General features: G+C 46.3%; 26 protein-coding genes. 23 read left to right on the top strand and 3 right to left on the bottom strand.

From position 1 onward, the window contains the following. Positions 1-43 precede the first annotated feature (43 nt). The 13 genes from MHH57_RS25395 to MHH57_RS25335 all read left to right on the top strand — a co-directional run bounded on the left by MHH57_RS25395 (position 44) and on the right by MHH57_RS25335 (position 14,227). A complete protein-coding gene (locus MHH57_RS25395; RefSeq protein ID WP_025723151.1) occupies positions 44-1,213 on the top strand; it encodes an extracellular solute-binding protein in 1,170 nt (389 codons plus the stop codon). A 2-nt stretch (positions 1,214-1,215) separates the two neighbouring features. After that, positions 1,216-2,058, top strand: coding sequence for an ABC transporter permease subunit (locus tag MHH57_RS25390; protein WP_029518942.1), 843 nt, complete (start codon positions 1,216-1,218; stop codon positions 2,056-2,058). Positions 2,059-2,089: 31 nt separating this feature from the next. Further along, positions 2,090-3,604: a hypothetical protein gene (locus tag MHH57_RS25385; protein WP_342434685.1), complete on the top strand. Its 1,515-nt coding sequence runs from the start codon at positions 2,090-2,092 to the stop codon at positions 3,602-3,604. After that, complete coding sequence (locus MHH57_RS25380) at positions 3,601-4,068, top strand: hypothetical protein (RefSeq protein WP_342434684.1); 468 nt, start codon at positions 3,601-3,603, stop codon at positions 4,066-4,068. The genes MHH57_RS25385 and MHH57_RS25380 overlap by 4 nt, the downstream gene beginning before the upstream one ends. After that, the gene (locus tag MHH57_RS25375) at positions 4,061-5,068 is read left to right on the top strand and encodes a CehA/McbA family metallohydrolase (RefSeq protein WP_029518939.1); all 1,008 of its coding nucleotides are present in this window, start codon (positions 4,061-4,063) and stop codon (positions 5,066-5,068) included. Before MHH57_RS25380 ends, MHH57_RS25375 begins: the two co-directional genes overlap by 8 nt. A gap of 27 nt (positions 5,069-5,095) precedes the next feature. Further along, positions 5,096-5,812, top strand: coding sequence for a GntR family transcriptional regulator (locus tag MHH57_RS25370; RefSeq protein ID WP_029518938.1), 717 nt, complete (start codon positions 5,096-5,098; stop codon positions 5,810-5,812). Between the two features lie 147 nt (positions 5,813-5,959). After that, positions 5,960-6,616, top strand: coding sequence for a hypothetical protein (locus MHH57_RS25365; RefSeq protein WP_029518936.1), 657 nt, complete (start codon positions 5,960-5,962; stop codon positions 6,614-6,616). A gap of 365 nt (positions 6,617-6,981) precedes the next feature. Next, positions 6,982-8,505 carry a M23 family metallopeptidase gene (locus MHH57_RS25360; RefSeq protein ID WP_029518934.1) on the top strand — a complete coding sequence of 508 codons (1,524 nt, stop codon included), beginning with the start codon at positions 6,982-6,984 and terminating at the stop codon, positions 8,503-8,505. Positions 8,506-8,736: 231 nt separating this feature from the next. Next, positions 8,737-9,468 carry a response regulator YycF gene (gene yycF, locus MHH57_RS25355; RefSeq protein WP_025723159.1) on the top strand — a complete coding sequence of 244 codons (732 nt, stop codon included), beginning with the start codon at positions 8,737-8,739 and terminating at the stop codon, positions 9,466-9,468. Further along, positions 9,465-11,294 carry a cell wall metabolism sensor histidine kinase WalK gene (walK, locus tag MHH57_RS25350; protein WP_029518931.1) on the top strand — a complete coding sequence of 610 codons (1,830 nt, stop codon included), beginning with the start codon at positions 9,465-9,467 and terminating at the stop codon, positions 11,292-11,294. Before yycF ends, walK begins: the two co-directional genes overlap by 4 nt. After that, positions 11,291-12,631 carry a two-component system activity regulator YycH gene (gene yycH / locus MHH57_RS25345; RefSeq protein WP_209950121.1) on the top strand — a complete coding sequence of 447 codons (1,341 nt, stop codon included), beginning with the start codon at positions 11,291-11,293 and terminating at the stop codon, positions 12,629-12,631. Before walK ends, yycH begins: the two co-directional genes overlap by 4 nt. 18 nt (positions 12,632-12,649) lie before the next feature. Next, on the top strand, positions 12,650-13,414 hold the full coding sequence (gene yycI / locus MHH57_RS25340; RefSeq protein WP_029518929.1) for a two-component system regulatory protein YycI: 765 nt from the start codon (positions 12,650-12,652) through the stop codon (positions 13,412-13,414). 6 nt (positions 13,415-13,420) lie between these two features. Next, on the top strand, positions 13,421-14,227 hold the full coding sequence (locus tag MHH57_RS25335) for an MBL fold metallo-hydrolase (RefSeq protein WP_023991120.1): 807 nt from the start codon (positions 13,421-13,423) through the stop codon (positions 14,225-14,227). Here the strand turns inward: MHH57_RS25335 and MHH57_RS25330 are convergent. Continuing rightward, positions 14,196-14,402, bottom strand: a complete 207-nt coding sequence (locus MHH57_RS25330) for a hypothetical protein (protein ID WP_025723164.1) — start codon at positions 14,400-14,402, stop codon at positions 14,196-14,198. The two genes, MHH57_RS25335 and MHH57_RS25330, sit on opposite strands and share 32 nt — an antisense overlap. A 502-nt stretch (positions 14,403-14,904) precedes the next feature. Here MHH57_RS25330 and MHH57_RS25325 point away from each other — a divergent pair. After that, complete coding sequence (locus tag MHH57_RS25325) at positions 14,905-16,140, top strand: trypsin-like peptidase domain-containing protein (protein ID WP_340933789.1); 1,236 nt, start codon at positions 14,905-14,907, stop codon at positions 16,138-16,140. An 85-nt stretch (positions 16,141-16,225) separates the two neighbouring features. Here MHH57_RS25325 and MHH57_RS25320 read toward each other — a convergent pair whose 3' ends face one another. Further along, positions 16,226-17,947 carry a cellulase family glycosylhydrolase gene (locus MHH57_RS25320; protein ID WP_341071434.1) on the bottom strand — a complete coding sequence of 574 codons (1,722 nt, stop codon included), beginning with the start codon at positions 17,945-17,947 and terminating at the stop codon, positions 16,226-16,228. Between the two features lie 232 nt (positions 17,948-18,179). On the opposite strand from MHH57_RS25320, the gene MHH57_RS25315 reads away from it, so the two are divergent. The 4 genes from MHH57_RS25315 (at position 18,180) to MHH57_RS25300 (ending at position 20,792) form a co-directional block, all read left to right on the top strand. Then, entirely contained in the window at positions 18,180-18,938 is a 759-nt protein-coding gene (locus MHH57_RS25315) for a class I SAM-dependent methyltransferase (protein ID WP_341071433.1), read from the top strand. Positions 18,939-19,049: 111 nt separating this feature from the next. Beyond that, positions 19,050-19,217 carry a CxxH/CxxC protein gene (locus MHH57_RS25310; protein WP_013373879.1) on the top strand — a complete coding sequence of 56 codons (168 nt, stop codon included), beginning with the start codon at positions 19,050-19,052 and terminating at the stop codon, positions 19,215-19,217. Positions 19,218-19,339: 122 nt separating this feature from the next. Continuing rightward, positions 19,340-20,275, top strand: a complete 936-nt coding sequence (locus MHH57_RS25305; protein WP_341071432.1) for a helix-turn-helix domain-containing protein — start codon at positions 19,340-19,342, stop codon at positions 20,273-20,275. Positions 20,276-20,303: 28 nt separating this feature from the next. Next, entirely contained in the window at positions 20,304-20,792 is a 489-nt protein-coding gene (locus tag MHH57_RS25300; protein ID WP_341071431.1) for a DinB family protein, read from the top strand. A gap of 81 nt (positions 20,793-20,873) precedes the next feature. Here the strand turns inward: MHH57_RS25300 and MHH57_RS25295 are convergent, their stop codons facing one another. Then, complete coding sequence (locus tag MHH57_RS25295) at positions 20,874-21,218, bottom strand: helix-turn-helix transcriptional regulator (RefSeq protein WP_342434683.1); 345 nt, start codon at positions 21,216-21,218, stop codon at positions 20,874-20,876. A gap of 177 nt (positions 21,219-21,395) precedes the next feature. Between MHH57_RS25295 and MHH57_RS25290 the strand changes: the two genes are divergently transcribed. The 5 genes from MHH57_RS25290 (at position 21,396) to MHH57_RS25270 (ending at position 26,090) form a co-directional block, all read left to right on the top strand. After that, positions 21,396-22,247, top strand: coding sequence for a DNA-binding protein (locus MHH57_RS25290; RefSeq protein WP_342434682.1), 852 nt, complete (start codon positions 21,396-21,398; stop codon positions 22,245-22,247). A 161-nt stretch (positions 22,248-22,408) separates the two neighbouring features. Next, positions 22,409-22,888, top strand: coding sequence for a 23S rRNA (pseudouridine(1915)-N(3))-methyltransferase RlmH (rlmH, locus tag MHH57_RS25285; RefSeq protein WP_342434681.1), 480 nt, complete (start codon positions 22,409-22,411; stop codon positions 22,886-22,888). A gap of 87 nt (positions 22,889-22,975) precedes the next feature. After that, the gene (locus tag MHH57_RS25280; protein WP_342434680.1) at positions 22,976-24,286 is read left to right on the top strand and encodes a DNA methyltransferase; all 1,311 of its coding nucleotides are present in this window, start codon (positions 22,976-22,978) and stop codon (positions 24,284-24,286) included. 5 nt (positions 24,287-24,291) lie between these two features. After that, the gene (locus MHH57_RS25275) at positions 24,292-25,401 is read left to right on the top strand and encodes a DUF262 domain-containing protein (protein ID WP_342434679.1); all 1,110 of its coding nucleotides are present in this window, start codon (positions 24,292-24,294) and stop codon (positions 25,399-25,401) included. After that, positions 25,392-26,090 (top strand): MAE_28990/MAE_18760 family HEPN-like nuclease, encoded by a 699-nt coding sequence (locus tag MHH57_RS25270; protein WP_342434678.1) that lies wholly within the window; start codon positions 25,392-25,394, stop codon positions 26,088-26,090. The genes MHH57_RS25275 and MHH57_RS25270 overlap by 10 nt, the downstream gene beginning before the upstream one ends. The last annotated feature ends 341 nt before the right edge of the window (positions 26,091-26,431 follow it).

Genomic DNA, 26,431 nt, shown 5'->3' with positions numbered 1-26,431 from the left:
ATGATGCTGCGAACTTGTGCAACTATCTAAAGGAGGCAACAACGTGTTTGGGAAAAAGAATATGGGTCTGGTTTTGGCAGGGGTACTTAGTTTATCGTTGTTGGCTGGTTGTGGTAACGGCGGTAATGCCGCCACGGCTACAGGGGAAGCCAAGTCTACAAAAGCGGGGGCCGCTACGGGAACGACGGAAATTTCCTTGTACACTGGAGGGTCTCTGAACGTCAAAGAGCTGTGGGAAACGTTAATCAAGGACTTTGAAGCTAAAAATGATCACGTTAAGGTCAAACTGGTGTATTTGCCAGCAGGGACCGGAGGCGCATCTACACTGGATCGCCTGATTGCAGCCAAGAAAAGCGGGCAAACCGATACAGATATCGACCTGTACGAAGGCAGTCTGGATGACATCACCAAGGGGGTAGGCGAGAAACTGTGGGAAACGGTTGACGCTGCCAAGGTTCCAAATTTGAAGAATGTTGATGAAACATATCTCAAGCAAGTCAACAATCAGGCCATTCCATATCGTGCCTCTTCGGTTGTCCTTGCCTATAACAGTGCAAAAGTAGCGACGCCTCCGAAAACAGCCGACGAGCTGTACACGTGGATTCGCCAGCATCCAGGCAAGTTTGCTTATAACGATCCGTCTACGGGTGGGTCAGGCAGCTCGTTTGTGAACACGGTGATCTATAATTTCCTTCCGCCAGAGGCGATGAACAGTGATGATCCGGCAAATATGAAGAAATGGGATCAAGGCTTCTCACTGCTTAAGGAGCTGGGCCCTTCAATGTACCAAAAAGGAGTCTATCCTAAGAAGAACCAAGGCACGCTTGATATTTTGGCGAGTGGAGAGGTTGATATGGTTCCAGCCTGGTCTGATATGGCACTCGAGCAGCTGGCTAAAGGGCTGCTTCCGGACACGGTGAAGCTGACACAGATCGATCCTGCTTTTACAGGGGGACCCTCTTATCTGATGGTTCCTTCGCTCTCCTCCAAAAAAGAAGCCACTCAGGAATTCTTGAATTATATACTGACGCCTGAAGCGCAAACGGTGGTTATTAATAAAATGTACGGCTACCCGGGGATTAAGTGGAATCTGATGCCAACGGAGCTGCAGGAGAAATTCAACAGTGTATCTTCTGGATACCGCAGCTTTAACAGCGGAGAGCTTCAGCAGGAAATTTACAAACGCTGGCAAAGTGAAGTAGCGGGCGGTTGATCATGAGTTCATTGTCCAAAAGGGGGATGCTGGGGCTTGCCCTGGTCATCCCGTCTTTTCTCATTTTGCTGGTCGTCGTTATTATTCCGATTCTTTATGCCGTGAAGGAAAGCTTGATTGATCAATATGGAACGGGCTACGGGCTGGCCAACTATATTCGGCTGTTCACGGAACCTGCCATGCGTAGAAATATCATGTATACCATTAGTGTCACGCTAGTCTCGACGGCCCTTACTCTGGTCATCAGCTATGCTTTGGCGATTTATCTGAGATTCGGCAAAGGGGTTGTCGTGAAGTGGATAGGCCGGTTGTATTTTATTCCGATGTTTGTTCCCGGTGTAATTGCAACGTATGCGATCATTACCATGTATGGCAATCACGGTTGGGCTGCACGTCTTTTGCTGCCGCTTGGAATTGAAACGATCCCGAGGATTATTTATGACTACAAGGGTCTGGTGCTGGCTAATTTGTGGTTCAACATTCCGTTCGCAACCATGCTGCTCAGCTCGGCACTTGCCAGCATTCCAAACGCTGTCGTCGAAAGTGCCAGAGATGCTGGAGCCAGCACGATGCAGCTGTTTGGTCGCTTTATTTTACCCCTTTCCTATAAAACGATGTGGGTTGCGGTGACCTTCATTTTCATGGGAATCATGGGCAGCTTTACGGCTCCCTTCCTGATCGGTGCCAACTCACCACAAGTGTTGGGTGTTGCGATGCAGCAGGTGTTTTCCAGCTATCAGGAGACGCATACGGCCAGCGCAATGGCAGTGTTTATGTTTTTACTGTGTTCCTTTATGGGCTACTTTTATATTCGAACAATGGTGAAGGATGCGGATGCCAGCTAGACCGTCGTTATACACTAAGGAGGTTACAGGGATGAACAGCCAAGCAGAGGTGCAAATTACCGGGTTTAGTGGGCGAGTGTGGGAAAAGGATTTGCTGGATTGCGGTTATCGAATCGCCTTACACAAGGCTGAGGTTGAACTCAGTCCGGGAAACGGATTCCGGTTTAGATTCTCCATGCCAGAAGACGGATACGCGGAGCTTGATCTGTTCGCCAGATCAGACAGTGACTGGGCTGCGGCAGATCGAGAATCTGCCTTCGTACGTCTCTATCTGAATGAAGCCTATAATCAAGATGTCATTTTGTACTATGGTAGCAGTCAGGGAGTGTACACCCGTTTGTTGGGATATCTAAAAGAAGGCGATTACGAGGTCTATGCCGAATTTCGCGAACTGGAATCGGCTCCGCTTGTATCTCGAGCATGGATCGACGGGGTTGAACTGCGCTGCGTGGCTGATTCCTCTCCAAGATCGCTGATTTATCGCCATACCCCGCTTTTATATGGCCGTAATCTGTCACATCCTTATGAGAATCGCTTTACGGATACACCGCTTGTTTTGTTCTATTCCATAGAAGTGAACGATGGGAAGACGGTCATCGAATACCAGATGATGTTCAGCCATGAAGATGAGGGAACGCCCGCGCCGCTGCTTATGAGCAAATGGGGAAGAACCACCGATATCGAATGGATGTACCGCGTCGAGCTAGATGCAGGGGGCAATGTTCTGGAAGCTGTTTTCCAGGGGGCGCATCATATTACGACTGCGTTTAATGGCAGTTATGATCTGGGTGGCCATCCTGTTCTCCAATCCGCAACAACCAATGGAAACTTTAAGGATGACATTTCATCGGACTATCGTTTTATGCTGCCGCCTGCTTTCCAGTGGAAACCAGAGGAAGAGCCGCGTGAGGCGGTCATGAGCCGTTTTCCTTTTGCCTATCAGGTCACTGGGTGGGAGATGGAACGTCAGCAGGAGCTGGAAATGCCGTCACAAGCGTCTTCCATTGCACTTGCACACCAGCGTAGCTATGTGTTTATCCAGACTTCCAAACGTCCCTTACGGGATTCAGGCAGAGAATCGTCTCCAGGATTCAGGCCGGGCTTCAATCGGCGCGAGGAAGATGCATGCGTCGATATCCAGCTTCGTCTTCACGGCTCGGAGCAGTGGTATTCATCATGCCACCATGATCTGAGACTCGGGGAGTTTAGAGCCGCTTATGAGGGGGCAGAGTCACATTTTTCTACCACGGTCAAGCTATCTGGAGAGGCTGTGCTTGAGGATATAGCTGAAATCAGAGCCGTATTGCTGGAAGGCGGTGCGGACAGCATGGAAGTGGCTGGACTGTGTGCCTTTACGTTAAACGAGGATAATCTCCCGCAGTTTCCAGGTATTCGTACAGACCGGGTGATTGAGCTGACGCGCCTTCAACCCGTAGGTGTTTTGTGGGCGGGAGACAAAGACATGTCGAGTGATGAAGAACATACTGTGAAGGATATGGTGAAGCATGTTGTGGATGAACCGTCTAGCCAAGATGGGGAGTCATGAGCAGACTACTGTATGTGGAAGGAACGGTCGACAGAACCTGCACCCAGAGCCATATTACGTACTCTTTTCATATTCCACAGCTGACTGAAACGATCCGTATTCACTTCTCTTATACGCCCAAGTTATTGGAGGATCAAGAGCAAGCACGAGGAATCATTGAGAAAAGCATGAGCAAATACGGATACGACGAGACGGGGCAATCACCCGATCTATGGAAGAAGTATATACCGCTGCAAAATTTATTAACGCTGTCTGTCGATGATCCCCTCCGTCACCGGGGAAATGCGCATCGTCCCGAGATGCAGCAGGAGCATTGGCTCAGTTCGTCTACGGCTTCGCCGGGGTTTCTTGCAGGAAATAATCCGGCGGGCATGTGGCGGATTACGGTCAGTCTGCATGCCGTTGTGACCGAGACGCTTGCCTACCAAATTCATGTATTGGGGGAGGAAGCAGCATATGCTTAAATGGATTCCAGCTGAGCTTCACACCCATACGCTTCACAGCGACGGCAAGCACACGCTGGAGGAGCTTGTTCAAAGCGCAGTGGATCTGGGACTTGAATGCATCGCTATGACGGATCACAACACGCAATCGGCACTTGCGGATCAGGAAGGGGTTCAGCGGCAGTTCGGTCTCCCGATCATTTCAGGGATGGAGTGGACGACCTTTTACGGGCATATGCTGACGCTTGGGGTTGACCGCTTTATCGACTGGCGTGTGCTGGGGCCAGATGACATTCATGAGGGGATTCGGCAGGTGCATGAGCAGGGAGGCATTGCAGGGATTGCCCATCCGTTCAGGATCGGAAGTCCGATCTGTACGGGGTGCTTTTGGGAGTACACGATTCAGGATTGGCACGAGGTGGATTATATAGAGGTCTGGTCAACGCTGATGCCATCTATTAAGCGGGATAGCCAGCGGGCGTTTGCCATGTGGACCGATTTGTTGAATCAGGGGTATCGCATCACTGCCGTAAGCGGTCGGGACTGGCATGTATCTAAACCGGATGATTCACTTCCGGCTGTTACATATCTGGGAGTTCATGATGAAGCAGAAGAGCGAGAAGGTTTAGAAGGCCGGGCAGTTGAGGCGATTCGCCACGGTTCAGTGTCAGTTACGATGGGACCGCTACTGACGATGTGGGCGCAGATTAAGGGCAGAGAACATCGTTATCACATCGGCGAATGTATAGAGCTGACTGTAGAGGATCCACTATCTGTGACGGTTCAATTGAATGTAGAAGCAAGAGCAGCCCATTATAATCTCAAGCCTCAGAATCTTCGTCTTCTGCTGACAAGTAGTCAAGGCATATGCTCGGAGATTCAGATCCCTGCCCAAACAGGAGAATATACGCTGTCATTGCAAGACCCGCTAGGAAAGGGCTGGATACGAGCGGAGCTTTACGGCTGCATGGAAGACTGCGTGATGATGATTGCTTTTACGAATCCGATTTATATGGCTTAACACAATAGAAAGGCTGGGCTTCGGACGGTGTCAACAAAACAAGAGAACATAAAGCGGCGTATAGAAGAATATATGAAGGTTAATCAAATGGGTCCGGGGGATCGGCTGCCGTCGGAAACTGCACTTTCCCAATCGTTTCGTGTCTCGCGTACGACGCTACGGGGAGCTATTCGCCAACTGGAATCGGAAGGTAAGTTACTAGTAAAACACGGGAGTGGCACGTTTGCGACTTGCCCGCTACCGAGTATTCCAAGCTCGCTGGACCGCCTGTACAGCATCGGGGACATGATTCGTTCGGCAGGGCTACGGGAAGACGAGCAGCTGGAATCCATTCAGAGAATTTCGGTTTGTCCTCCTGATATTGCCGAACAGATGAGATTTTCCGAGCATGAGCCCATGATTGCTCTAGAGCGTACACGTACTGCCAACGGAGAGGCTGTAGCCCACTCTATAAACTGGATGCCAGAGAAATTAGCCGCTCCCATTTTGGAAGATGACTCTTTTTCAGGCTCGCTTTTTCAGAGTCTTGAGTTCAAGGCGGGGGTACGAATTGTTGGAGCCTATTCCGAGCTTACCGTTCCAAACTATGACGACGCACATATGACACGTCTGCTGAAGCATCCGCAGGCTACGGTATTACTATTGAAGCAGCTTCACTATGATGAAATGAACAGGCAGGTGCTGTATTCCCTCGATTATGTCCGCAGTGACATTTTTCGTTTCTGGGTGCGTCGTACACGCTAATTCAATTAGAATGTGGCATCTCCTATTGAATGGTGCTAGTTTTACATATTTCATGGGTTAAAAATCGTCATATCTCGTCAATACTGATCTATATGCACTTCATGATGATACACACATGGCAGGATGCGTATAAGGAGGTAACGGGATATGAGGTGGCTTGGATGGCTGCTCAAAAAAGGAATGACGGTCGTGTTGGTTAGCGCACTAACGCTGGCAGTGACAGGTGTAGTCGTTAATGCTTATGTTCAATCGCTGCTACGGCAGTTTAACATTCAGCTTGATCAACAGCCCATATGGGGATTGGGTTGGCTAAAAGGCAGCGCGGGCACTGACCCAAGCACAGACACGGGGAAGAACAAGACGACAGGAAGTGGCTCGGGAAGTGTAACACCGCCTGATGATGCGTTGCCTGTCATGGGACAGGGCTTAGAAGAAAGCGGAAGTGAGGCAGGTGGCGCAGCCAATGGCAAGGTATCTCAGAAGGGGGCTGTGTCGGCCGGAACATCAGGCAACGAGTCACGGAAGCAGGCAGAAGGTACAACTACACCCGAAACGAGTATTGAAGGCCATGATTTAGTGATTACGCCCGACCATTTGACAGAGAAGAAGAACAACTTACCGGCTGCACAGAAACAGGAAATTTTTGCAATTCTGATGAATAAGCTGCCGCCGGAGGAGATGCAGAAAATATCAGCCGCGATGGAAGGCGGTCTCACTGAGCAGGAGCTTCAGGATATTCAGCAGGTGCTTGCGAAGTATTTGACCAAAGAGGAATATAACAAGCTGATGGCTTTGCTTAAATAAGTATTTTACAAAAATCCAATAAGCGACTTCCAATGAACAAGATATAGAGCGAAATGGGTTAGTTTGTCTAGATGAATTCATGGGCAATGCTTATGCTCAAAATAGGACTGTAGAATCCGCGCCATGCGCGGATTTTTTTGCGTGTCAGGAAGTAATTGGGGTGTAGTTGAATTCTTTGTAAAGGCTATGTTAAAGTAAACAGTGTTGTGAAAAGGTTAAATTTTTGAAACCTTTTACGCAACTATGCAATGGTAGATAGCGACTAATATCATAGATGCTTGTGAATACAGGCTAGATTCATAGTGTGAAAGACCAATAATGAACGCATTTATATAGAGATAAGATATGCTGAAAAGGAGAGAGTCATGAAGGTTTTGAAGGAGCAGGATTCACCAGACAGCAGGAATGCAGCTTCCAACGTTGCAGACAAGTCTGCTGTAGAAACGGGGAAATTAGCAAAGTGGTGGAACGGTCGAAGAAAATGGTTGAGCTGGACGGCAGGCGGTGTGGTGATTGCAGGGAGTCTTATTTTTGCGAGTAATCAGTATGTCGGAGCTAACACAGTTCCTTATTATAAAGTGTATGTAAAAGGCGTCGAGGTCGGAAATATCTTGAATGAGCAACAGCTTAAGCAGCTGTACGCAACGAAGAACAAACAGTATAAGGACAAGTATCCCGGCGTGGATATGGTGCTTAATACGAGCGCAGTAACGACAGGCATCGAGAAGGCGTATAAAGCGGATATCGACAGCGCAGCCACGCTGAAGAAGCTGGATGGTATGCTGACAGCGTATGCCAAAGGGGTAGAAGTGAAGGTCAACGGACAGACGGTTGGTATTGTAAAGGACAAAGCGACTGCACAGGCGGCTTTAAAGCAAGTACAGAAGAAGTACACACCTGTGGGTGAGGGTACATCTACAGGCATCAAGGGGCTGGTTCGCAAAACATCCGTGGGCAGCAGCCATGCGAGTGCTAGTACTAAAACCCCTAAAGCATGGCTGGAGTCTGCCAGTATCCGTGAGAAAATCGCGTACGAGCCTGTGAAAGCAGACCCGAACAAGGTGCTGACGGAGACTGAGGCAGTCAAAGTGTTGACTGAGGGGCGTGAGGCTCCTATCACGTATACAGTGCAAGAAGGCGATTCTCTGTCGTCGATTGCAACTAAATTTAATATGACTGCTTGGGAGATTAAGCAGAACAATCCCGGCTCGCGTGAGCTGTACTTGCAAATTGGGGACGAATTGAAGCTTACTGCTCCAAAGGCTCCGGTTACGGTGCGAACAGTAGAGAAGGTCGTCGAACAGATTGCCATCGAGCCTGAGGTTGAGATTCGCCAGAGCGATGAACTGAAGGCAGGAGTTACTAAAGTGGTCCGACCGGGACAAGCAGGTCTTAAAGAGATGGACTATCGTTTGACCAAGGAGAACGGTGAGGTCGTGCAAGAGGAATGGCTCGGTCAAAAGGTGCTACAGCCGTCTATTACTGAGGTGGTTCTTAGAGGAACGAAGGTTGTGGGAGAAGGCTCAGGACAGTTCGCTTGGCCGGTGTCCGGGGCATCGATGTCGAGTAGCTTTGGCGCACGCTGGGGACGTATGCATGAGGGTGTGGACTTGGTCGGTAGTGCTGACATTCACGCATCAGATGAAGGCGTAGTATCATTTGCAGGTCAGCAGAATGGATACGGCAATGTCATTATGATCGATCATGGCAACGGCTACCAAACCGTGTACGGGCATTTGAGCAGCATTGGCGTTCATGTAGGACAGGTGGTTCAGCAAGGCGAGTCGATCGGGGTCATGGGGAACACAGGACGCTCGACCGGAACGCATCTGCATTTTGAAATTCGTAAAGATAATACGCCACGCAATCCAATGACGTATTTAAGATAGGTTGGATGTTTATAACGAGAGTTACATGATTTATGAGGATCAATGAGAAAGGCCATGTTTTTCTGCATGCTTAACAGTAGGTGCAGGCATGGTTTTTTTCTGCGTGAAGAAAAGAGCCTGGAGAAGTAATGGAATGGCGCACGGGTATGATAGAATAGAATAAGCATCTTATAGGTACTGACAAACGAAAGTTATTATAGATGATGATCCGTGAAAAGAGGTGAACGCTGTATGCAAGGAACGATTCTGGTAGTGGATGATGAACAGCCCATCGCTGATATTTTGAAATTTAATTTGGAAAAAGAGGGCTACCAGGTGATTTGCGCCTTCGATGGAATCAGCGCAGTGGATATCGCGGTCAAACAGCAGCCTGATCTGATCCTGCTGGACCTGATGTTGCCGGGCATGGACGGCATGGACGTATGCCGCGAGGTGCGCGGGCATCAGCTCCAGACGCCGATTATTATGCTGACCGCTAAGGACGGCGAAATCGACAAAGTGCTGGGGCTGGAGCTGGGCGCGGACGATTATGTAACAAAGCCGTTCAGCACGCGGGAATTGCTGGCACGAGTGAAGGCACAGATGCGCAGACAGCAACGCGGCGGGGCAGGCGCGTCGGAAAGCCGACCGCAGGAAGATAAGCAGGGGCTGCGTGTGGGCGACCTCTTTTTTGATACGGATATGTATACAGCTTACAAAAACGGAACACCGCTTGACCTGACGCACCGCGAATATGAGCTATTGCACTATATGGCGAAGAATGCTGGAAAAGTCATGACGCGGGAGCATTTGCTCCAGGCAGTATGGGGCTTCGAATACTACGGGGATGTGCGGACAGTAGATGTGACCATTCGGAGGTTGCGCGAGAAGATTGAGGAGAATCCGAGCAAGCCGGAGACCATCCTGACACGCCGTGGCCTTGGATATATCGTGAGCGGGGGCAAAGGTGGCCTGCGGGCATGAAATGGCTGTCTTTCTTTCGTACCATTCATGCAAAGCTGATTATTATTTATGTGCTACTTATCTTGGTGGCTATGCAGCTGATAGGGGTTTATTTTGTCAGCTCGATGAAGAACTCCCTCACGAGTAATTTTACGCAGGATTTGCAAGCACGGGCGGAGATGCTGTCCGTGCTGGCGGAGCAGGATCTGAGTGGCAGCGACGGCAAAATGGAAGAGGACAGCGTGGAAAGTCTACGTGCACGCGTGAATAATTTATTCGATTTCAGCGGCGCGGAAATTCAGGTGCTGGATGCCAGCGGGAAAGTATTAATTACTTCCCAAGGTTCACACGCCGATTATGTCGGACGCAAAAATACGCAGACAGTAGTCAGCCGCGCACTCCAAGGAATCCGAGATAACGAGGAATACATGGTGGACGAAGATAATGTCCGCAAGAAGGTCGTCGCCAAGCCCGTTATCAGCCAAGGCAAGATTGTCGGCGCGGTATACATCGCCGCTTCAATGACCGAGCTCTACGATACGATGAAACGCATTAACAATGTGTTTCTCTCAGGTATGCTCATTGCGCTCGCGTTGACGGCTGTGCTGGGCGTGGTATTGGCCCATACGATTACGCACCCGATCAAGGTAATGACACGCCATGCAACGGAGGTTGCCGAGGGCAAATTCGACCAGCAGATGCCTGTATTTGGTGAAGATGAGATCGGTAGGCTCAGCGTGGCCTTTAACTATATGACAGGCCGTCTGCGTGAGGCACTGTCCCAAAATGAAGAGGAGAAGGAGAAGCTCTCCTCCATCTTGACCAATATGAGCGACGGTGTGGTCGCTACTGATGACAATGGCCGGGTCATTCTGGTCAACCGTCGGGCCAGCGCCATGCTGGGCGTGAACGAGAACGAAATGACCGGCAGGCATATCGCGGTACTGCTGGGGATCGACCCGGAGGAAACCGAGGCCCTGTATAGCGGTTCTTCGGCCTCCACGCTCTTGCAGCTGGAGCCAGCTGGTCAGGATGAACCCATCGTCATCCGTGTGACATTCACGCCGATTCATCGGCGGGAAATTGGCATTACGGGGACGATTGCCGTGCTCCAGGACGTGACGGAGCAGGAGGAGATGGAGACGACACGGCGGGAATTCGTAGCGAATGTATCCCATGAGCTGCGCACTCCGTTGACGACCATCCGCAGCTACGCTGAAGCGCTGGATGACGGCGCGATGGCTGAACCGCAGCTCGCAGAGCGTTTTGTGGGCGTGATCCGCAACGAGACAGAGCGTATGATCCGGTTGGTTACGGATTTGCTGCATCTGTCACGGCTTGATTCCAATGAGGCGCCTTTGCGGATGCAACCAGCGGATGTGATGGAGATGCTGGACGAAGTCGCAGATCGGTTTTCTTTTCAAATGAAGCAAAAACACATTCGCTCAGGGATGTTCGTAGAGCAGGGAATCGGTAAAGTCGTGATCGACCGGGACCAAATTGAGCAGGTGCTGGACAACCTGATGTCCAATGCGCTGAAATATACGCCAGATGGCGGAAGTATTCGGATCGAAGCTCGCCGCAACAGTGAGGGAATGCTGTCCATTTCGGTACAAGACACCGGAATTGGTATTCCCAAAAAAGACTTGGACCGGATTTTTGAACGGTTTTATCGTGTAGACAAGGCGAGATCGCGCAATATGGGCGGCACGGGACTGGGACTGTCGATTGCCCGGGAAATTGTAAAGGCACATGGGGGCCAGATTTTTCTGGAGTCGGAATACGGTCAGGGAACCTGCACGACCTTTACGCTACCCATGTCGAGTGAAGGGAGGGAAGCACAGTGAAGGAACGCTTGAAGTCCTGGACGCTTATTTTGCTGGTTGCTTCCAGCCTGGTACAGACTTATTTTTTGATTTACCGCCTTCCAGGCAGTGATTCTGTACTCACTTCAGAAACGAACTATGTCAAAACCGAAAGCATGGGGCAGGAGAAAAAGATTGAGAACCTCGTGTTTCCTGATAAGATGCTAATTCACCAAGGTGAGAAGAAGCATACCGTTTTTTATCCGGGTGTTACTTTTTACGATTTAATTTATACACGGCTGGAAAGCCGAAGCTTTAACAACTTTCAACGTCGAAGTATTCAATCGGCGGACTGGGCGCAGATTCGCAGCGAAAACGAAGGCATCGAATTATCCTTTTCAGGCGGAGTCCCGGTTTCATTACTGGAGCGGGTTATGCGTCTGACGCCGGATTCGGTGTTTCAGGGAGAGACGATTAACCGCATTTGGATCTATATAGACGAAAAGAATGCCAAGCCACACGCGCTCTTTTTCAGTGCCAGAGGCGATGTGGTGTATGAGGCGAACCAGTTCGATATGACAGTAGAGGACATCCGCCAGCATGTGAATTTCGGTAAAAATGCCCCGTTGTACGAGCTGGTAAATAATCAGTACTACATTCCCGTGGATGATCTGGAAACTACGCAGCCTGTAGTGTATGCTGGATTGTTTACGACAGAGCAAATGCAGCGGAATTTGTTTTTCGATCCGGGGATTACGCGTAATATTCAGGAGAAGGACGGCTCCCAAATTTATACGGATAGCAAACGTAGTCTGCAAATCAAGCAGGAGCAACGTTGGATGAGCTATACCGATCCGAGTGCGCCAGGAGCGGGTGGAAGCAGCCCGATTAGGGATGTGCTGGCCGCAGTTGATTTCGTGAATCAGCATGGCGGTTGGGATGCTTCGTATCAGCTGAAATTGAGAAGCAGTGATGAAAATCGTACATCTGTGATGTTTCAGCAGTATTATGGTGCTTATCCAGTGCTCGACACACCATCGTTCCGCTTTGGTACGATTTCGCTGCAAATCCAGCAGGAAACGGCTTCTGTCTATGAACGTTCGTTGCTGTATCTCAAGGGAGGAGAGCAATCCTCGAAGAAGGTTATGCTGCCGGGCGGCGAGCCTTTGAAGAAGCAACTGGAGACTGTAGGCAAAGGGAAGACGATTCGGGATCTGACTCCCGTATATCAACCGGAGCTGACCAATGATGGATTGAAGCTTGCTCCTGAATGGCGCGTTTCGTTCGGTGACGGTTCTGTTGCAGAAATTCTTGCTGTTCCTGTAACGACAGCATCCAACACAACACAAACGAAGCCAGACCGGGAGACAAAGAGGTGACAGGAAGGGGGAACGGGAATGGATTGGAGCCGCGCCAAAAACGTATTGATCTGTACATTTTTGCTGCTCAATGTGGTATTGGGTTACCAATTGTGGCATGATGCGCAGGAAACGGCAGGGCCGAGTCTGGATTTTACTTCATTGGATGAAAATACGCAGCGTTTAATGGAAGAGAAAAGCATTCAGGTGCTGGCTCCGATTCCCGGCGATACCCCGCAGCTGCCTAAACTCTCTTACACATACGTTCATAGTGGAGAAAAGGATGATCGTGTGCAGCTGGTGAAGCCGGTGGACAGCAAACTGGTATTCACTCATGATGCGTTAGTTGAGGCATTGGAGCCACAAATCAAGGATATCGATAACTTTCAGTACGATCCGCTGGATGTTCAGGAGGAATTGGCATCCGGACAAGCAGATGCTTTTGTACTTCATCCGCTGGTTCAGGGCAAATGGCCGCTATTTAATGTGAAGCTGGCTCTGTTTTACAGCAATCAAAAGATTACAGGGTATCGCAAAATTAAGGTCGAGCTCCAGCCTTCGGATGAGGCAAAGAAAATGCTGCCTGCGTCCAAAGCACTGGCAAGGCTGATCGACGGCTATTTGCCGCGTGATACGATTGTGAAGGATATCCGGCTCGGTTATTACGGACAGACCTTTAACTCCGATAGTCAGGTGGCTGCCCCCGTGTGGCGGTTTATGCTGGACAACGGAAAAGGTGTGTATTATGTGCAGATGAACGGAGATGTCATTAGTCCAAAGACAGAACATACAGAAGGGTCTTGAACAGATATGGGGATTTCATTTACCGTGCTGTCGAGCGGTTCGACCGGCAACGCTACCGTTGTGCGGAACGAAGACACGACATTGCTCATCGATGCGGGTCTCAGCGCGAAGCGTATTGACGAATTGCTGAAAGAACGCGATCTGAGCGGAGAAGAGTTGGATGGTATTTTGGTCACGCATGAGCATTCCGATCATGTTAAAGGACTAGGCGCCATGGCGCGTAAATATAATTTACCTATATATGCTAACGAGAAGACATGGTTTGCCATCAGCAATGCTGTTGGGCAAATTGCAGATGATAACCGTAGAATATTGGAGACAGGCGCAACGCGGGAATTTGAATCATTACGCGTGGAGTCTTTTGGTATATCCCATGATGCGGCCGAGCCTGTAGGATATAGCTTTTATGATGGGGCGGAGAAGCTGAGTGTAGCGACCGATCTTGGCTATGTCAGCGACAAAGTGAAACAGGCGATATCAGATGCGGATGTATTGGTGCTGGAGTCTAATCATGATGTGGAAATGCTGCGTATGGGTCGTTATCCGTGGAACATCAAGCGCCGTATTCTCAGCGATATCGGTCATTTATCTAATGAGATGGCGGGCGCGATTCTTAGCGAGCTGCTGACAGGACGGACGAAGCGAACGTATTTGGCACATTTGAGCCGCGACCACAATATGATGGAACTTGCGAAGCTGACTGTGCGTGGGGCGATGGAAGACCGCGGCTGTTTTTACAAGGACAGTGAGTTTCGATTGTGTGATACGTACTATGATCGTCCTACACCTTGGGATAAGGTAAGTGAGCCATAAAGCTGTCCAGCTCGGCGGCTTTGCGTTCTACCTCTTCACGGGTCACTACGCCTTTGTCCACCAGTAGTTCAATCAATGTACTTAGCGCCAGTGTATTGCGGTAATGCTCGTCTTTCAAATCCGCCAGCTTGGCAGCCATGCGAACTTCATCCATAGCCGAACGATGTGAATTCATCATATATTCCTCCTAAAAAATATTTTAGAAATGGCGTGCAATGAGCTTGGTTCTGCCTGTGGTTTTGCTAAGTGCTGTGATACAATAAAGCTAACAACGGAAAGCTTTCTGAAGGAAGGCTCTCATCGAAAGTATAGGCAGCTTTAAGCGGACGGGAACAGGCCAGAACGTCTCTATGAGACGATCATTTTGTAATAGAATAGAAGACTTGTTACTATTGTAGTCCATTGGTTTGGAAATCATTCCTCTTTTTTCCTCTATTCGGAGTCAGATTCGGCGTGTATGCTAATTTATGAGATTCGGTTGCTTAGGAAGGCACCATTTGTGGTGATTAATAAGTAGGCCGGAACGATTGGTTGCTGGATTCCGATGATAAGGGATATTCAATCCATTTGAGATGTTCAACGGAGCAGGTTCTCTGTAGCATAGGTTGGCGCAAGCCCGAATAGCCCTAATTTTTTAGTGAGTGTCGGTGCATGACAACGAAGGGGAGAGGATTAGCATGGGCTTGTTTGAGGACGATTTTTATTCAACGAAGGTATCCACACGTGCGGCTAAAAAAATGGCATTTAAGGCGCGCCGTGGAGGACGGGGACGTTGGCCACACAGGAAGCGTGGAGTAAGTCCGGTGCAAGCTGCTGTCATTAGCGGTGCAGTCAGTGCAGTGATTGCCGTGCTTCTGTTCAGCTTTATTACAGGTCTGCCCTCCACTACAGCGGTAACCGGAGCCAGTCACTATCCCTTGCGGCAAGCAGCGGGTGACCCGTATGACCGGATTGTGCAGGCGGCAGCCAAAGTGCGCCCAGCCGTCGTTAGCATCGTGAATCTGAAAGATGAAGAGGGTAAAAGTACGGAACAATCCGCGCTTGGATCGGGTGTCATTTTCCGAGTGAGTTCGGGCAAAGCCTTCATTATGACGAATAACCATGTGGTCGAAGGATCAGATGATCTGGATATTGTAACGGTAGACGGTGTCAGAAAAGAGGCAAAGCTGATCGGCAAGGATCGCATTAGTGATATCGCGGTACTGGCAGTTGACGATAAAGGCATTAGCACAGTAGCGGATATCGGCGACTCCAGCAAACTTCGTCTGGGTGAAACGGTCATTGCTATTGGCAACCCGCTTGGCTTGGGAGATACGCTTACCTCCGGTATAGTAAGCTATACGAATCGCATCATTCCGATTTCCATTAATCAGGATGGGGTATATGACTGGGAGCAGCATGTCATCCAGACCGATGCGGCGATTAATGAGGGAAACAGCGGCGGCGCGCTGGTCGATCTGGACGGACGTGTGATTGGCATCAATACGATGAAAATCGCTGATACTGGTGTTGAGGGACTTGGTTTCGCTATTCCCGCCAATGAGGTAATGAAAACGGTGAATGAACTGGTTGAGGACGGCAAGATCACCCGCCCTTATCTGGGGGTATACACGGTCGATCTCAATAATGAATATGCACCGCTGGATGAAACTCAGCGCAAGGAGCTCAAGCTGCCGGACAGCGTGAAGAATGGAGCAGTCGTTCTGGAAGCCCACGGTCCTGCCAAAGAGGCTGGCTTGAAGCTGAACGATGTCATTACAGCGTTTGATAGCGAACCGATTAACTCTACGCTTGATTTGCGTCGCTACTTGTACGATAACAAGAAAATTGGCGATGAGCTGAAAGTTACTTTTTACCGGGCAGGCAAGGAAGAAACGATGACGTTAAAATTAACAGATAAGCCGGAAGGCTAAGGTATGATTATAGGCTTAACTATAAAAAGGCGTTCACCGGCTTAGTTCCGGGAACGCCTTTTTCGATCTTCTGCTGCGCCTTAGATTAAGATGTCGTTCCCGTTACACGGGTTCCGCTCTTAGTGATCTTGTATGTCACCACATCGCCGCTCCAGAAGTGGAACTTCAGCGTAACTTCACCATCTTTTACACTATTAAAAAATTCAGGCAATAGCTTGATCCCATTGGCATCATAGGCAGGGGAAAAGGTATTGCCAAATTCTTTATAAGGTGTCCAATCCTGTGGACCGGCATTACCACCATTCGTATACACGGCTTCCATCGTGGCAAGCTGGCTACCACGGAAGTCTGTTGGAATGGTAAAGGCTTGAGTAGTCCCTTCGACAGCACTTAATTTTGGGGTATCATACACGACGACTCTAAAATTCCAGTCTGCCCCCTTGTTAAACTTAGCGGTAATGGCGGCATTCTCCCCATATTTACCGGAAGTGGTCAGGCTGGTGAGCAAGCTGGCTTTGAAGGTTAATATGTCTCCGCTCAGCGTATAGTCGGTGCCCTGTGTTAGTTGCTTGCTGTTAGCACTGAGTGTGTTCAGCTGATTGCCGTTCAGGTTTAAGGTGACCTTGGTGTCCTGAGCAGAGGTGCCTTTCTTCAAGTGAATGAGGTCACAGTCTGCATTGGAGGAGCGTCCTTTTAGGCTGGACTTAATGACATTAAAGAGTTCAGGGTCAGACCATTTGTACGTTGTGCGATTAAAATGCTGGCCGTTATCCCAGAGTATGCCTGTTATTTTCTTCTCCTTCATATAATAGGTCAGGAACTCGAAGAATTTTAGCTTTTCGCCCTGTTCAATCACGCCTGTATGTTTATCGAAGCCGAGCAGGCCATATTCACCGACAATGACCGGAATCCCCTTGGCTACAAAGGTGTTATAGACGTTATCAAAGGTTTGGATGATATCGTTTTTAGTATCTTTATCAAAAGTAGTATGGCCTGCAATATTTACACTGAAAGGCCAATAACCATAATAGTGGACGGTGGCAATCAGGTTGGGATCGTTCAGCTTGGTTATCGTGTTGTACAGCTCATTGATTTTGGTCTGAGCAGGTGCGGTGTCCAAACCAGGCAGAACAAGGGGACGAGTGGCATTTTTACCGCCAGAAGCACGGACAATTTTGTGGAAGGATATATTCAGTTCCTGGAGCATCTGGTTCATTTTCGCTTCATCCGTAGTCCCTCCTTCGGAGAAACGAGGTTCGTTAATGCTTTCAAACATTAGCTTGTTAGGCTGATCTTTAAAGCGCGGGGCAATTTGTGTCCATAATGCGTTATAGCGAGCCAGCACCTCATCATGTTTGGGTTCCATACTGCTTACCCACGTCCATGAATCATGATGGACATTGATCATGACGTACAGATTGGCGTCCAGTGCCCAGCGAACAACCTCTTCCACACGGTTCATGTAGGCGGACTCAACGGTATAGGTTGGTGCGGCTCCAATGTGCTTATCCCAGGTGACGGGGATGCGTATGCTTTTGTACCCTTGGGCAGCAATTTGCTGAATCAACGCCTGAGTAATGCGCGGATTACCCCAGGCTGTCTCATCTGCCCCGACAGCATCCAGAGAATTTCCCAAATTCCATCCAGGCTGCATGGCTTCCACATACGATTGCAGGCTGCTCGCAGCCGCAGCTTGCGGTGCTTGTCCGTCAGATTCGGCAGCAGCGGCAACGGATGCGAACGTAGATAATAATAGGGTGATGGCAAGCGTCAACGACAGTAATGAAACGGGTCTTCGTTTTAACATAACAGGCCCCTTTACAAAGTTATTTTTGAAAGCGCTTTCCAATAAACACTACCACACTATTTGAATATGGAATACCTGTATAATTTATATAAAAATCATGTGTTAATTAGATATTTTAAATTTGTAAGCGTTATTATTGAAAAAATACAGAAATGAGTGTAGAATCTATGGCCCTACGTGGATTGTAGTATAGCATCGGATTTGTAAATACAAAAGAAAGAAGGAGATGAATATGAATAAGTGGGACACGGAAGAGGCCATTCGACGCTGGGATATGCATGCAGAAAACTTTACGGCCAAGTACACGGAGGAAGGGGATCGGTCTCGCGAAGTCCTGCTGAATCCGGCATTGCAAGCTTGTATGGAACCCCTTGAGGGCAAAAAAGTGCTGGATGCCGGCTGTGGCGAAGGCTATCTAAGCCGGAAAATGGCCAGGGCGGGTGCTTGGGTAGAGGCTGTCGATTACTCGACAGAGATGCTGAGGCTAGCCAAAGAGCGAACGCCGTCAACGTTGGGAATTACATATCACCATGGCAATCTGGAAAAGCTGGAGATGTTCGGGGACCAGAGCTTTGATCTGATCGTGTCCAATATGGTCATTCAGGACTTGGCTCATTATGAGCGGGCGATTGCCGAAATGCGGCGGTTATTAGTTCCGGGAGGCAGCTTTATTTTTTCTATTCTGCATCCGTGCTTTCTGACGCCGCAGAGTGGATGGGTGAAGGATGAGACAGGGAAAAAGCTGTATTGGAAAGTGGGTCAATATTTCAATGAAGGCCCATTGGAGCAAGCCATTCCTTATGATCAGGAAGAAAAGCTTTTGTATTTTCACCGTACGCTGGGCAGCTATGTACAAACCATTGTTGAGGCGGGCTTGTTGTTGGATGGGATGGTCGAACCGAAGCCGTCTGCTGACATGCTGGAGAAATTTCCCCATTTCCGTGAAGACCTGAACGTCAGTAATTTCCTCATTTTTAAGACCAAACGATAGGGATAGCGGGCAAGCCCTTTCCTTTCCGCGTCAAGTGTGGTAGAACAAAAGAAGGCAGTTTTGACACACCTACAACACGGAAAGCTTCAAACGGAAAGGGATGCAACTGGAATGTACGTGGTATGTAAAGAGCATGTGGAACTGGCAATTGATATGTTCGTCGATGAATACGAGGATGCACCGGATGTCGTCGATCTCAAGGAAACGAAATTTTCGGATTGGGACCCTCCAGTGAAGTGCAAGGAATGTGAGAAGAAAGCCGAGTTTTTGGTCGTCTAAAAAACAAGCACGGGCGTTTCGGGCAGAAACGTCCTTTTTGTATACCAGGACTTATTGCAAAAACACTCATACATAGAGCTATATTTATCCCTACCACGTACTGAGACAGGAGTGAACGATGGATGGACCCTTTACTGCATTCTTTATTTCGTCCGCTTCAAGTCAATGGAAGTGATTTGTCCACGTATTATATCGAACAAAAGCCGTCTGCCGCGCTGAAAGCTTACGTGGCCTGTTATTGGGAGTCCGGTCCGGCTAATAGGGTGGTAGAGGGGAATCTAGCAGCTTCGTACGAAGACACCGCTTTGTTAAGCCTGCCGCAGGAAGAAACCATGGAGCGGGTATTACCTGACGGCTGTACGGATATTCTATTAGAATACGATTCGGTGAATAAGCGTCAGGAACTCTCGTACTGCGGGACATTTACGCAACCATTTGTGTCTGCCAGACAAGCAGGGTCCGAGACACGTATTTTTGCGGTGCGATTTTTTCCGGGCGGGGCACATTATTTTCACGGGATGCCGACTCACTTGTTTACAGGCGGTAATTATCGCTTGGAAGATCTCTGGCCCGAAAGCATAGGGGTTATGAGTGAACGTATTTTTGAGGCGCAGGACTTTAATGAACGGGTGCGCATAATGGATAAGTATCTTAACCAGCTTCTGCTGCGCCAATGCACGAACGATTGTGACCTGATGAAAAACCTGCTGCATCGCATCTTCATGAGCGGTGGGAGTGTGGGGGTTAAGGAGCTTGCGGAGCGTGAGGCGATCAGTGAAAGGCAGCTTAACCGTAAGTTTGGGCAATGGATCGGAATCAGCCCCAAAAAGTTCAGCGAAGTCGTCCGCTTCCAGAGCGTTCTGCACAGTATCCAAAGCGGCGGGAGTCTGGATTGGACGGAGCTGGCATTGAAGCACAGCTTTTTCGATCAGGCGCATTTAATCCGCGATTTTCGCAGGTTTTATGGAGATTCTCCGCTTACTGCGGCTAAGGATTTACGGAAGTTGTCCGATTTTTACAATACACGCCCAGAGGCTTCGGCTATACTCAAAATATGAATAAGAATGGTAAAGGAGAGATGAGAATATGAGTGGAACGCTGCAAGTTCGAGGTCATTTACTGAATGAGCTGGAGACCGGAGTACGGACGGGGGAAGCCTTGATCCGTAAAATACGTCCAGAGGATTGGAGCTTTCGTCCACAGGACAATTTCCGCTCGCTGCTGGAGTTAGTACATCACTTTGTTCTTATTCCTGCTTCGGATCTTGCGATAATGCAGGAGAAGTCCGAGGGTGAAGTAGGAGAGATTGAAACCAGCCTGTCCGGGGTGGAAAATCCCGAGCGCTTGGCTGCGGCTTTCAGGGAAAACTTCGAGGCTTATAAGACTTACATTCTTTCGCTTAGCGAAGAAGATTATCTGAACCGTTCGACGAAGGCCTTTTATATGGAGCATGGACATTTGCAGGTTCAATGGCAGATTGAGATCTTGACCCATTTGTTCCATCATCGTTCGCAGATTTATAATTATCTGAAGCAACTGGGACATGAAGTGAGCTTTTTTATGTTGTATGCTTGAGTATCTTTTATAAAACGTTTGGAGGGCACCTGTGAGGTGCTCTTTTTTTGTTTTATTCAAGGCTTTTTAGGGTGGAATGGCTTAGTCGAACGCGCGTGAAACTTCTTTACTAACTCGTCTGAGAATGCCGATTTGCTCCTCATTCAATCTGCTGGTCAACGCAACAAACTCATCTATTGCCTCTTGCCGAATCGTTTCGTCTTTAGTCATATGTTCTTTGGAAAACATTAATTCACTGATAGACACGTTTAAGGCAGTTAACACTTTCTCCAAGGTATCAATCGAAAAGTTTCTTTCGCCACGCTCTAATGCACCAATATATCGATAGTCCAAGCTTGCGATGTCAGCCAGTTTTTGCTGTGTAAGTCCCTTTGCATTTCGAATAGCCCGGATTCTTGTACCCATTTGCTTGCGTAATTCTGTCATATAACCACCTCATAACAAGCTTATGGAAGATGAAGTGTAAAAGTCAGGTCAAAATATATAGTAAAAATGGTTTATATTACGCATTTTAAGTAGTATAATTAATCTGTTTAGTCACTCTACACGAGTGGTCAGCAACTCTAAATCAATAATGAGGATATACTTGAGGAGGTAATACCTTTGCAGGAAGATATTCTAAAATCACTCAAACCAGATGTGATTGTACAATTGTTAAACATGGCTTATTCCTTCGGAAACTGGGCCCAGGTCGAGACTACATCTGGCATTTTATACAACCGTGTGCAACGCATTTACGAAGAACGGCAGTATCATAAAGCAATGAAATTATCCATCCCGCATGTCAATTTAGAACGTCCGTTGGTATATTATTTTGGGCTCAGTCACCTGATGTGTGGAATGGCTCACCAGAACCTGGGTGCATATGAGCAGGCAAGGGAGTGCATCTATAAGTATGCTGAGCTGGGGTGGATGGAGGATTTAAAGGAAGAAGACATTCAGGTTGTTGAGGAGTTCAGGTTTTTAGCCAAAACTAATTTATATGCAGTAGATATTTTGTCTGGAAATATAGAGCTGATCGAGGAATACGTAGCCTTTTTGCAGGATAATCTAGAGGAAATATTACCGGGGCTGAATACCATATTACGGGCAGCGCTTATGTATCATTTGGATGTGACAGATATTTTACATACGTTTGCAGAGCAGATTGATGAATTTGAGAGTTATGAAGACGCAGAGAACATATCTTACTTTTATAGCTACTGCTATCACTTGGCTTTGTACTATCGGAAGTGTGGCAGATTACAGGATGCAGTGGGACTTACTGTGCGGGCAATGCAACTAGCAGATCAGTCGGGTAACGATCGTAATTTCAAGAAATGTACGGCATTGTTGGAATCATTACGGGAGTCAGCGACAGCGGAACAAATCAGCCAATATCGAAAGATGTTGATGCAGTATGTTGATGAATATGAAATGGATAGGCATTTCATTGTGAAGAGCGTAAATGAATGATCCGCTATGATCTGAACAGGGAATAGGCTCGTAACAGAGAGGAAATAGATAGGTAAGAGACGTTTCAGGTGCTAAAATAACTATGTTAAAGGTATTTATTCATGTTAGGGATCGTAAATGCGATTTTACATTATCATTCGACATAGATAGGGGTATGGAATTTGTTTATTCAACTTATAGGTGTTGGCAAGTTAAAAGAGAAGTATTTGGTCATGGGAATTCAGGAATATGCCAAACGGCTAGGGCCATACATTAAGTTTCAAATGATCGAAGTAGCCGATGAAAAGGCTCCCGATACACTGAGCGAGGCGGAGGTTCGACAGGTCAAGGAGCGAGAGGGAGAGCGCATCCTTGCTCATGTGAAAAATGAAGCACATGTCATTGTACTCGCCATCGACGGCAAACTGTGGAGCTCGGAAGAACTCGCAGAGGAATTGGACAAGCTCGGCACCTACGGTACAAGCCATGTTATCTTCGTCATTGGCGGTAGCCACGGCCTTTCTGACGAAGTTCTCCGCCGCGCCCAGCAGAAGCTGAGCTTCGGAAGAATGACCCTGCCTCACCAGCTGATGCGATTGGTGCTGGTAGAGCAGATTTATCGGGCGGTGAAGATAAATCGAGGGGAACCTTATCACAAGTAGGACGGATACTTCACAATAAATGTAGTAGTTAGTTGATGAATAAATAATTTATAATATAAGATGATAAGCAAAGGGAGGAGGGCGATCTTGAATCAATTATATATGAAGCAACATTTTCGTAATCCAAAACGTAAGCATACAGCTAATAAAGCGAAATCACAACTGTATGATTATTATGCCGGATATTCAGAATTATTTGTCGAAGATGTTCTGGAATATTTAAATTTGAAGGAAGATGCCTTTGTTCTGGATCCTTGGAATGGTAGCGGAACAACAACTCATGTCTCTGAAAGGAAAGGGTTTAACTCGATAGGATTTGATATAAATCCCGTAATGCCCATAATTTCGAATTCTAGGCGTATTAATGATAAGAACAGTATGAAAGAACTCAATGAAATATTCAAAAAGTCTCTGATACGAACTAAATCGACAGTGATTATTCCACGAGATCCTTTGGCAATCTGGCTTAGTAATGAAAGTATCATCTTCTTTCGCAGAATAGAATTTGTTATTCAAAGAAAAACATTATTTAGAAAAAGATTTATGTTTGCAAAAGAAAAGGCGGTATTTAACGAATTATTAGTAAATCCAGAAGCGTCGTTTTACTATGTTGCATTATTTAGGACTTTAAAGGAGATTTTGGCCCCATTTAAATCCTCAAATCCAACATGGATAAAACAACCAACTAATGAAGAAGAGAAGGTAAATATTTCAAAAGAACTAATATATAATTGTTTTTTTAAACACATTAATTTAATGATAGAGGGCATTACTTCAGAAGAGAGAAATAATCAGGATTCAACTGTCTTGTTTGGTGTAGCAACCTCCCGTAACTTACCACTACTTGGACTGGAAATAGATGCAATCATCACTTCTCCTCCATATTGTACTCGGATTGACTATGTGATAGCGACAAGACTTGAATTAGCAATATTGGGTATAGGAAATGATTTGGAATTTAATGAATTGCGAACTGAGATGATCGGTACTACCAAAATTATTGGAAGGGAAATTGAAGCTAATCAATTATGGGGGATAACTGCAAATGAATTTATAGTGAATGTACAAAGCCATCATACGAAAGCATCAAATTCTTATTATGTTAAGCAGTATCTTCAGTATTTTGATAGTGTCTTTTCTTCTCTAATCGAGCTAAACCGTGTTTTGAAAACTGGAGGGCATTTAGTACTTGTTGTCCAAGATTCATACTATAAAGATATCCACTTAGATTTAGCACAAATATATATTGAAATGGCATTTAATCTAGGTTGGCAATTAGAACATAAGGAATACTATTTTCAACCACAAACTTTAGCGGGAATTAATAAGTCAAAAGCAATATATAGAAAGAACTCAAGTGCTACGGAGCATGCATTAGTATTTATAAAGGAGGATTAGCTTGGATGGATGGTATGGAGTTAATAAAAGCAGTAGAGAGTAAAATAGACAAGATAAGGACTAGAAGTTTAGATTTATCGTTTAACGAATTATTAGATATGTATGAGAATGAAGAATTAATAATATCACCGGAATATCAAAGGTTGTTTCGCTGGTCTGAAGGTAGCCAATCAAGGTTTATTGAATCATTAATATTAGAGATGCCTGTGCCTCCTATTTTTGTTATAGAACTTGAAGAGGGTGTTTACGAACTGATTGATGGTCTTCAGCGTATTTCCTCATACTTACATTTTCGAGGCAAGCTCCCTGAACGTCAGGGTTTTCTACGCTTGATAGATTGTGATATTGTGCCGGAATTGAATGACATAACTTTTGATCACTTACCAAAGGCCTTGGAAATAAAACTAAAACGTAACTTTATAAGAGTGGAAATTCTAAGAAAAGAAAGTGATCAGCGTTTGCGTTACTACATGTTTAAACGCTTGAATACGGGTGGAGAAAACTTAAGCGATCAAGAGATAAGAAATAGTACAATTCGTTTATTAGATGATAAATTTAATAATTTTATTATTGATTTAAGCAAAAATGAAGATTTCAAAAAATGTATTGATAATTTATCGGAAGAAAAAATAGAACAAAAATATGATCAAGAACTTGTATTGCGATATTTTGCTTTTAAGAACTATAGACATAAATATGTACACGATGTCCGAGATTTCTTAACGGAGTACATGGAGGTTGCTTCAGATCCACAACAAGGTGAAGTGGAAATAGATTATGAAAAAGAGAGAGAGATATTTAAAAAAACCTTTAAGATACTGAATAAATCTCTTGGTAACCAAACGTTTTCAGGTGCTAACAAGCAAGGTAAGTTAGTATCCCGTTTTTTGATATATCATTTCGAAGCATTCTGTATAGGAATTCAGGAACAAATAAGTAAATTTAATGTAGAAGATGCTGGTCAAATAGAGAATCTGGAGAAATTATTTTCAGAAATTAAAAATGATCCCGAATTCAAAAGAATTACAACGGGAGGCGGGAAAAATTATGCTAAACCACTAAATGAAAGGATAAGTTTTGTTGAGGATAGATTGAGGGATGCAGAATGGATATAGCTGATGTAATTGCTCAAATTGAAGAAGAATTAACATGGAGAGAAGACGAATTAAGATTTTTGCGAAATCAATTATCTAACATGACTGATGAAGAAGACAAAATGAGATATAGAAAATCGCTTGTTGTTATGTTGTATTCCTACTATGAGGGATTTTGTAAGGCTAGCTTCCAGATATATATTAATACTATAAATCAATCATTTCTTGCTAGAAATCTAGTAAATGATTATATTTCTACTGCATCTATGAATGAGGTATTTCTCACTTATCATAATGAATCTAAAAAGTCTCCTCATTTCAATAAAGAATTACCGGATGATTCTAAATTACACCGTTACTCACGACAAGTCGATTTCATTCAGGCCTTGGAGAATATATGGGAAGAAATTGTCACTATCCCTGAGAATATTGTTGATACAGAATCTAATTTAAAACCTGTGGTCCTTAGAAAAATACTGTATCGTTTGGGTTTTCAATATGATTGTTTTAAACAATACGAAGGTCAAATTAATTTGTTACTAGAGAGACGAAATAGTGTGGCTCATGGAGCGATGAAGGAAGGATTCACTAAAGAGAAGTATGATACAATTGAGAGAGCTGCACTAGACATTATGACAGAGTTGAAAAAGTTAATTGTAGATGCATTAATCTATAGAAACTACTTAAAACATTCAGACCAATGTAGTTAAAATTTATATATTTTATAAATGTATCTCGCCCTACAGACGTTAGGGTCTACCATAAGTAGGGCGAATGAACAGCCATATACCAATTATTCGAAGGTGAGTATATATTAATTTCTTTACCCGGTGGTAGAAGTTATGTTTCTACACTTGCATATTATTTGCAATAAACAAGTCCTTACAGTGCAGATTTTCTAAGGAAAGGCTTCATTGAGCGAATTTCTCTCTTAGAAAGTAGAATACTCTTTAAATTAATCTATGCATACAGAAAACTGAAATAAACAGTATAAGTATGTTGTGATTTATTGGTATATATTACAACTTAATTTGGATGCTAGAGAGATGGT

This window comes from Paenibacillus sp. FSL H7-0442 (genome assembly GCF_038593105.1).
Taxonomy (GTDB): Bacteria; Bacillota; Bacilli; order Paenibacillales; family Paenibacillaceae; genus Paenibacillus; species Paenibacillus polymyxa_D.
Note: the sequence above shows the minus strand (reverse complement) of the source record. Positions and strands in the feature narration are given on the sequence as shown.

Coding starts and splice junctions, on each gene's coding strand:
- MHH57_RS25390 (WP_029518942.1), top strand. CDS start 1,216: ATGAGTTCATTGTCCAAAAGGGGGATGCTGGGGCTTGCCCTGGTCATC.
- MHH57_RS25385 (WP_342434685.1), top strand. CDS start 2,090: ATGAACAGCCAAGCAGAGGTGCAAATTACCGGGTTTAGTGGGCGAGTG.
- MHH57_RS25380 (WP_342434684.1), top strand. CDS start 3,601: ATGAGCAGACTACTGTATGTGGAAGGAACGGTCGACAGAACCTGCACC.
- MHH57_RS25375 (WP_029518939.1), top strand. CDS start 4,061: ATGCTTAAATGGATTCCAGCTGAGCTTCACACCCATACGCTTCACAGC.
- MHH57_RS25365 (WP_029518936.1), top strand. CDS start 5,960: ATGAGGTGGCTTGGATGGCTGCTCAAAAAAGGAATGACGGTCGTGTTG.
- MHH57_RS25360 (WP_029518934.1), top strand. CDS start 6,982: ATGAAGGTTTTGAAGGAGCAGGATTCACCAGACAGCAGGAATGCAGCT.
- yycF (WP_025723159.1), top strand. CDS start 8,737: ATGCAAGGAACGATTCTGGTAGTGGATGATGAACAGCCCATCGCTGAT.
- walK (WP_029518931.1), top strand. CDS start 9,465: ATGAAATGGCTGTCTTTCTTTCGTACCATTCATGCAAAGCTGATTATT.
- yycI (WP_029518929.1), top strand. CDS start 12,650: ATGGATTGGAGCCGCGCCAAAAACGTATTGATCTGTACATTTTTGCTG.
- MHH57_RS25335 (WP_023991120.1), top strand. CDS start 13,421: ATGGGGATTTCATTTACCGTGCTGTCGAGCGGTTCGACCGGCAACGCT.
- MHH57_RS25330 (WP_025723164.1), bottom strand. CDS start 14,402: ATGAATTCACATCGTTCGGCTATGGATGAAGTTCGCATGGCTGCCAAG.
- MHH57_RS25325 (WP_340933789.1), top strand. CDS start 14,905: ATGGGCTTGTTTGAGGACGATTTTTATTCAACGAAGGTATCCACACGT.
- MHH57_RS25320 (WP_341071434.1), bottom strand. CDS start 17,947: ATGTTAAAACGAAGACCCGTTTCATTACTGTCGTTGACGCTTGCCATC.
- MHH57_RS25315 (WP_341071433.1), top strand. CDS start 18,180: ATGAATAAGTGGGACACGGAAGAGGCCATTCGACGCTGGGATATGCAT.
- MHH57_RS25310 (WP_013373879.1), top strand. CDS start 19,050: ATGTACGTGGTATGTAAAGAGCATGTGGAACTGGCAATTGATATGTTC.
- MHH57_RS25305 (WP_341071432.1), top strand. CDS start 19,340: ATGGACCCTTTACTGCATTCTTTATTTCGTCCGCTTCAAGTCAATGGA.
- MHH57_RS25300 (WP_341071431.1), top strand. CDS start 20,304: ATGAGTGGAACGCTGCAAGTTCGAGGTCATTTACTGAATGAGCTGGAG.
- MHH57_RS25295 (WP_342434683.1), bottom strand. CDS start 21,218: ATGACAGAATTACGCAAGCAAATGGGTACAAGAATCCGGGCTATTCGA.
- MHH57_RS25275 (WP_342434679.1), top strand. CDS start 24,292: ATGGATGGTATGGAGTTAATAAAAGCAGTAGAGAGTAAAATAGACAAG.
- MHH57_RS25270 (WP_342434678.1), top strand. CDS start 25,392: ATGGATATAGCTGATGTAATTGCTCAAATTGAAGAAGAATTAACATGG.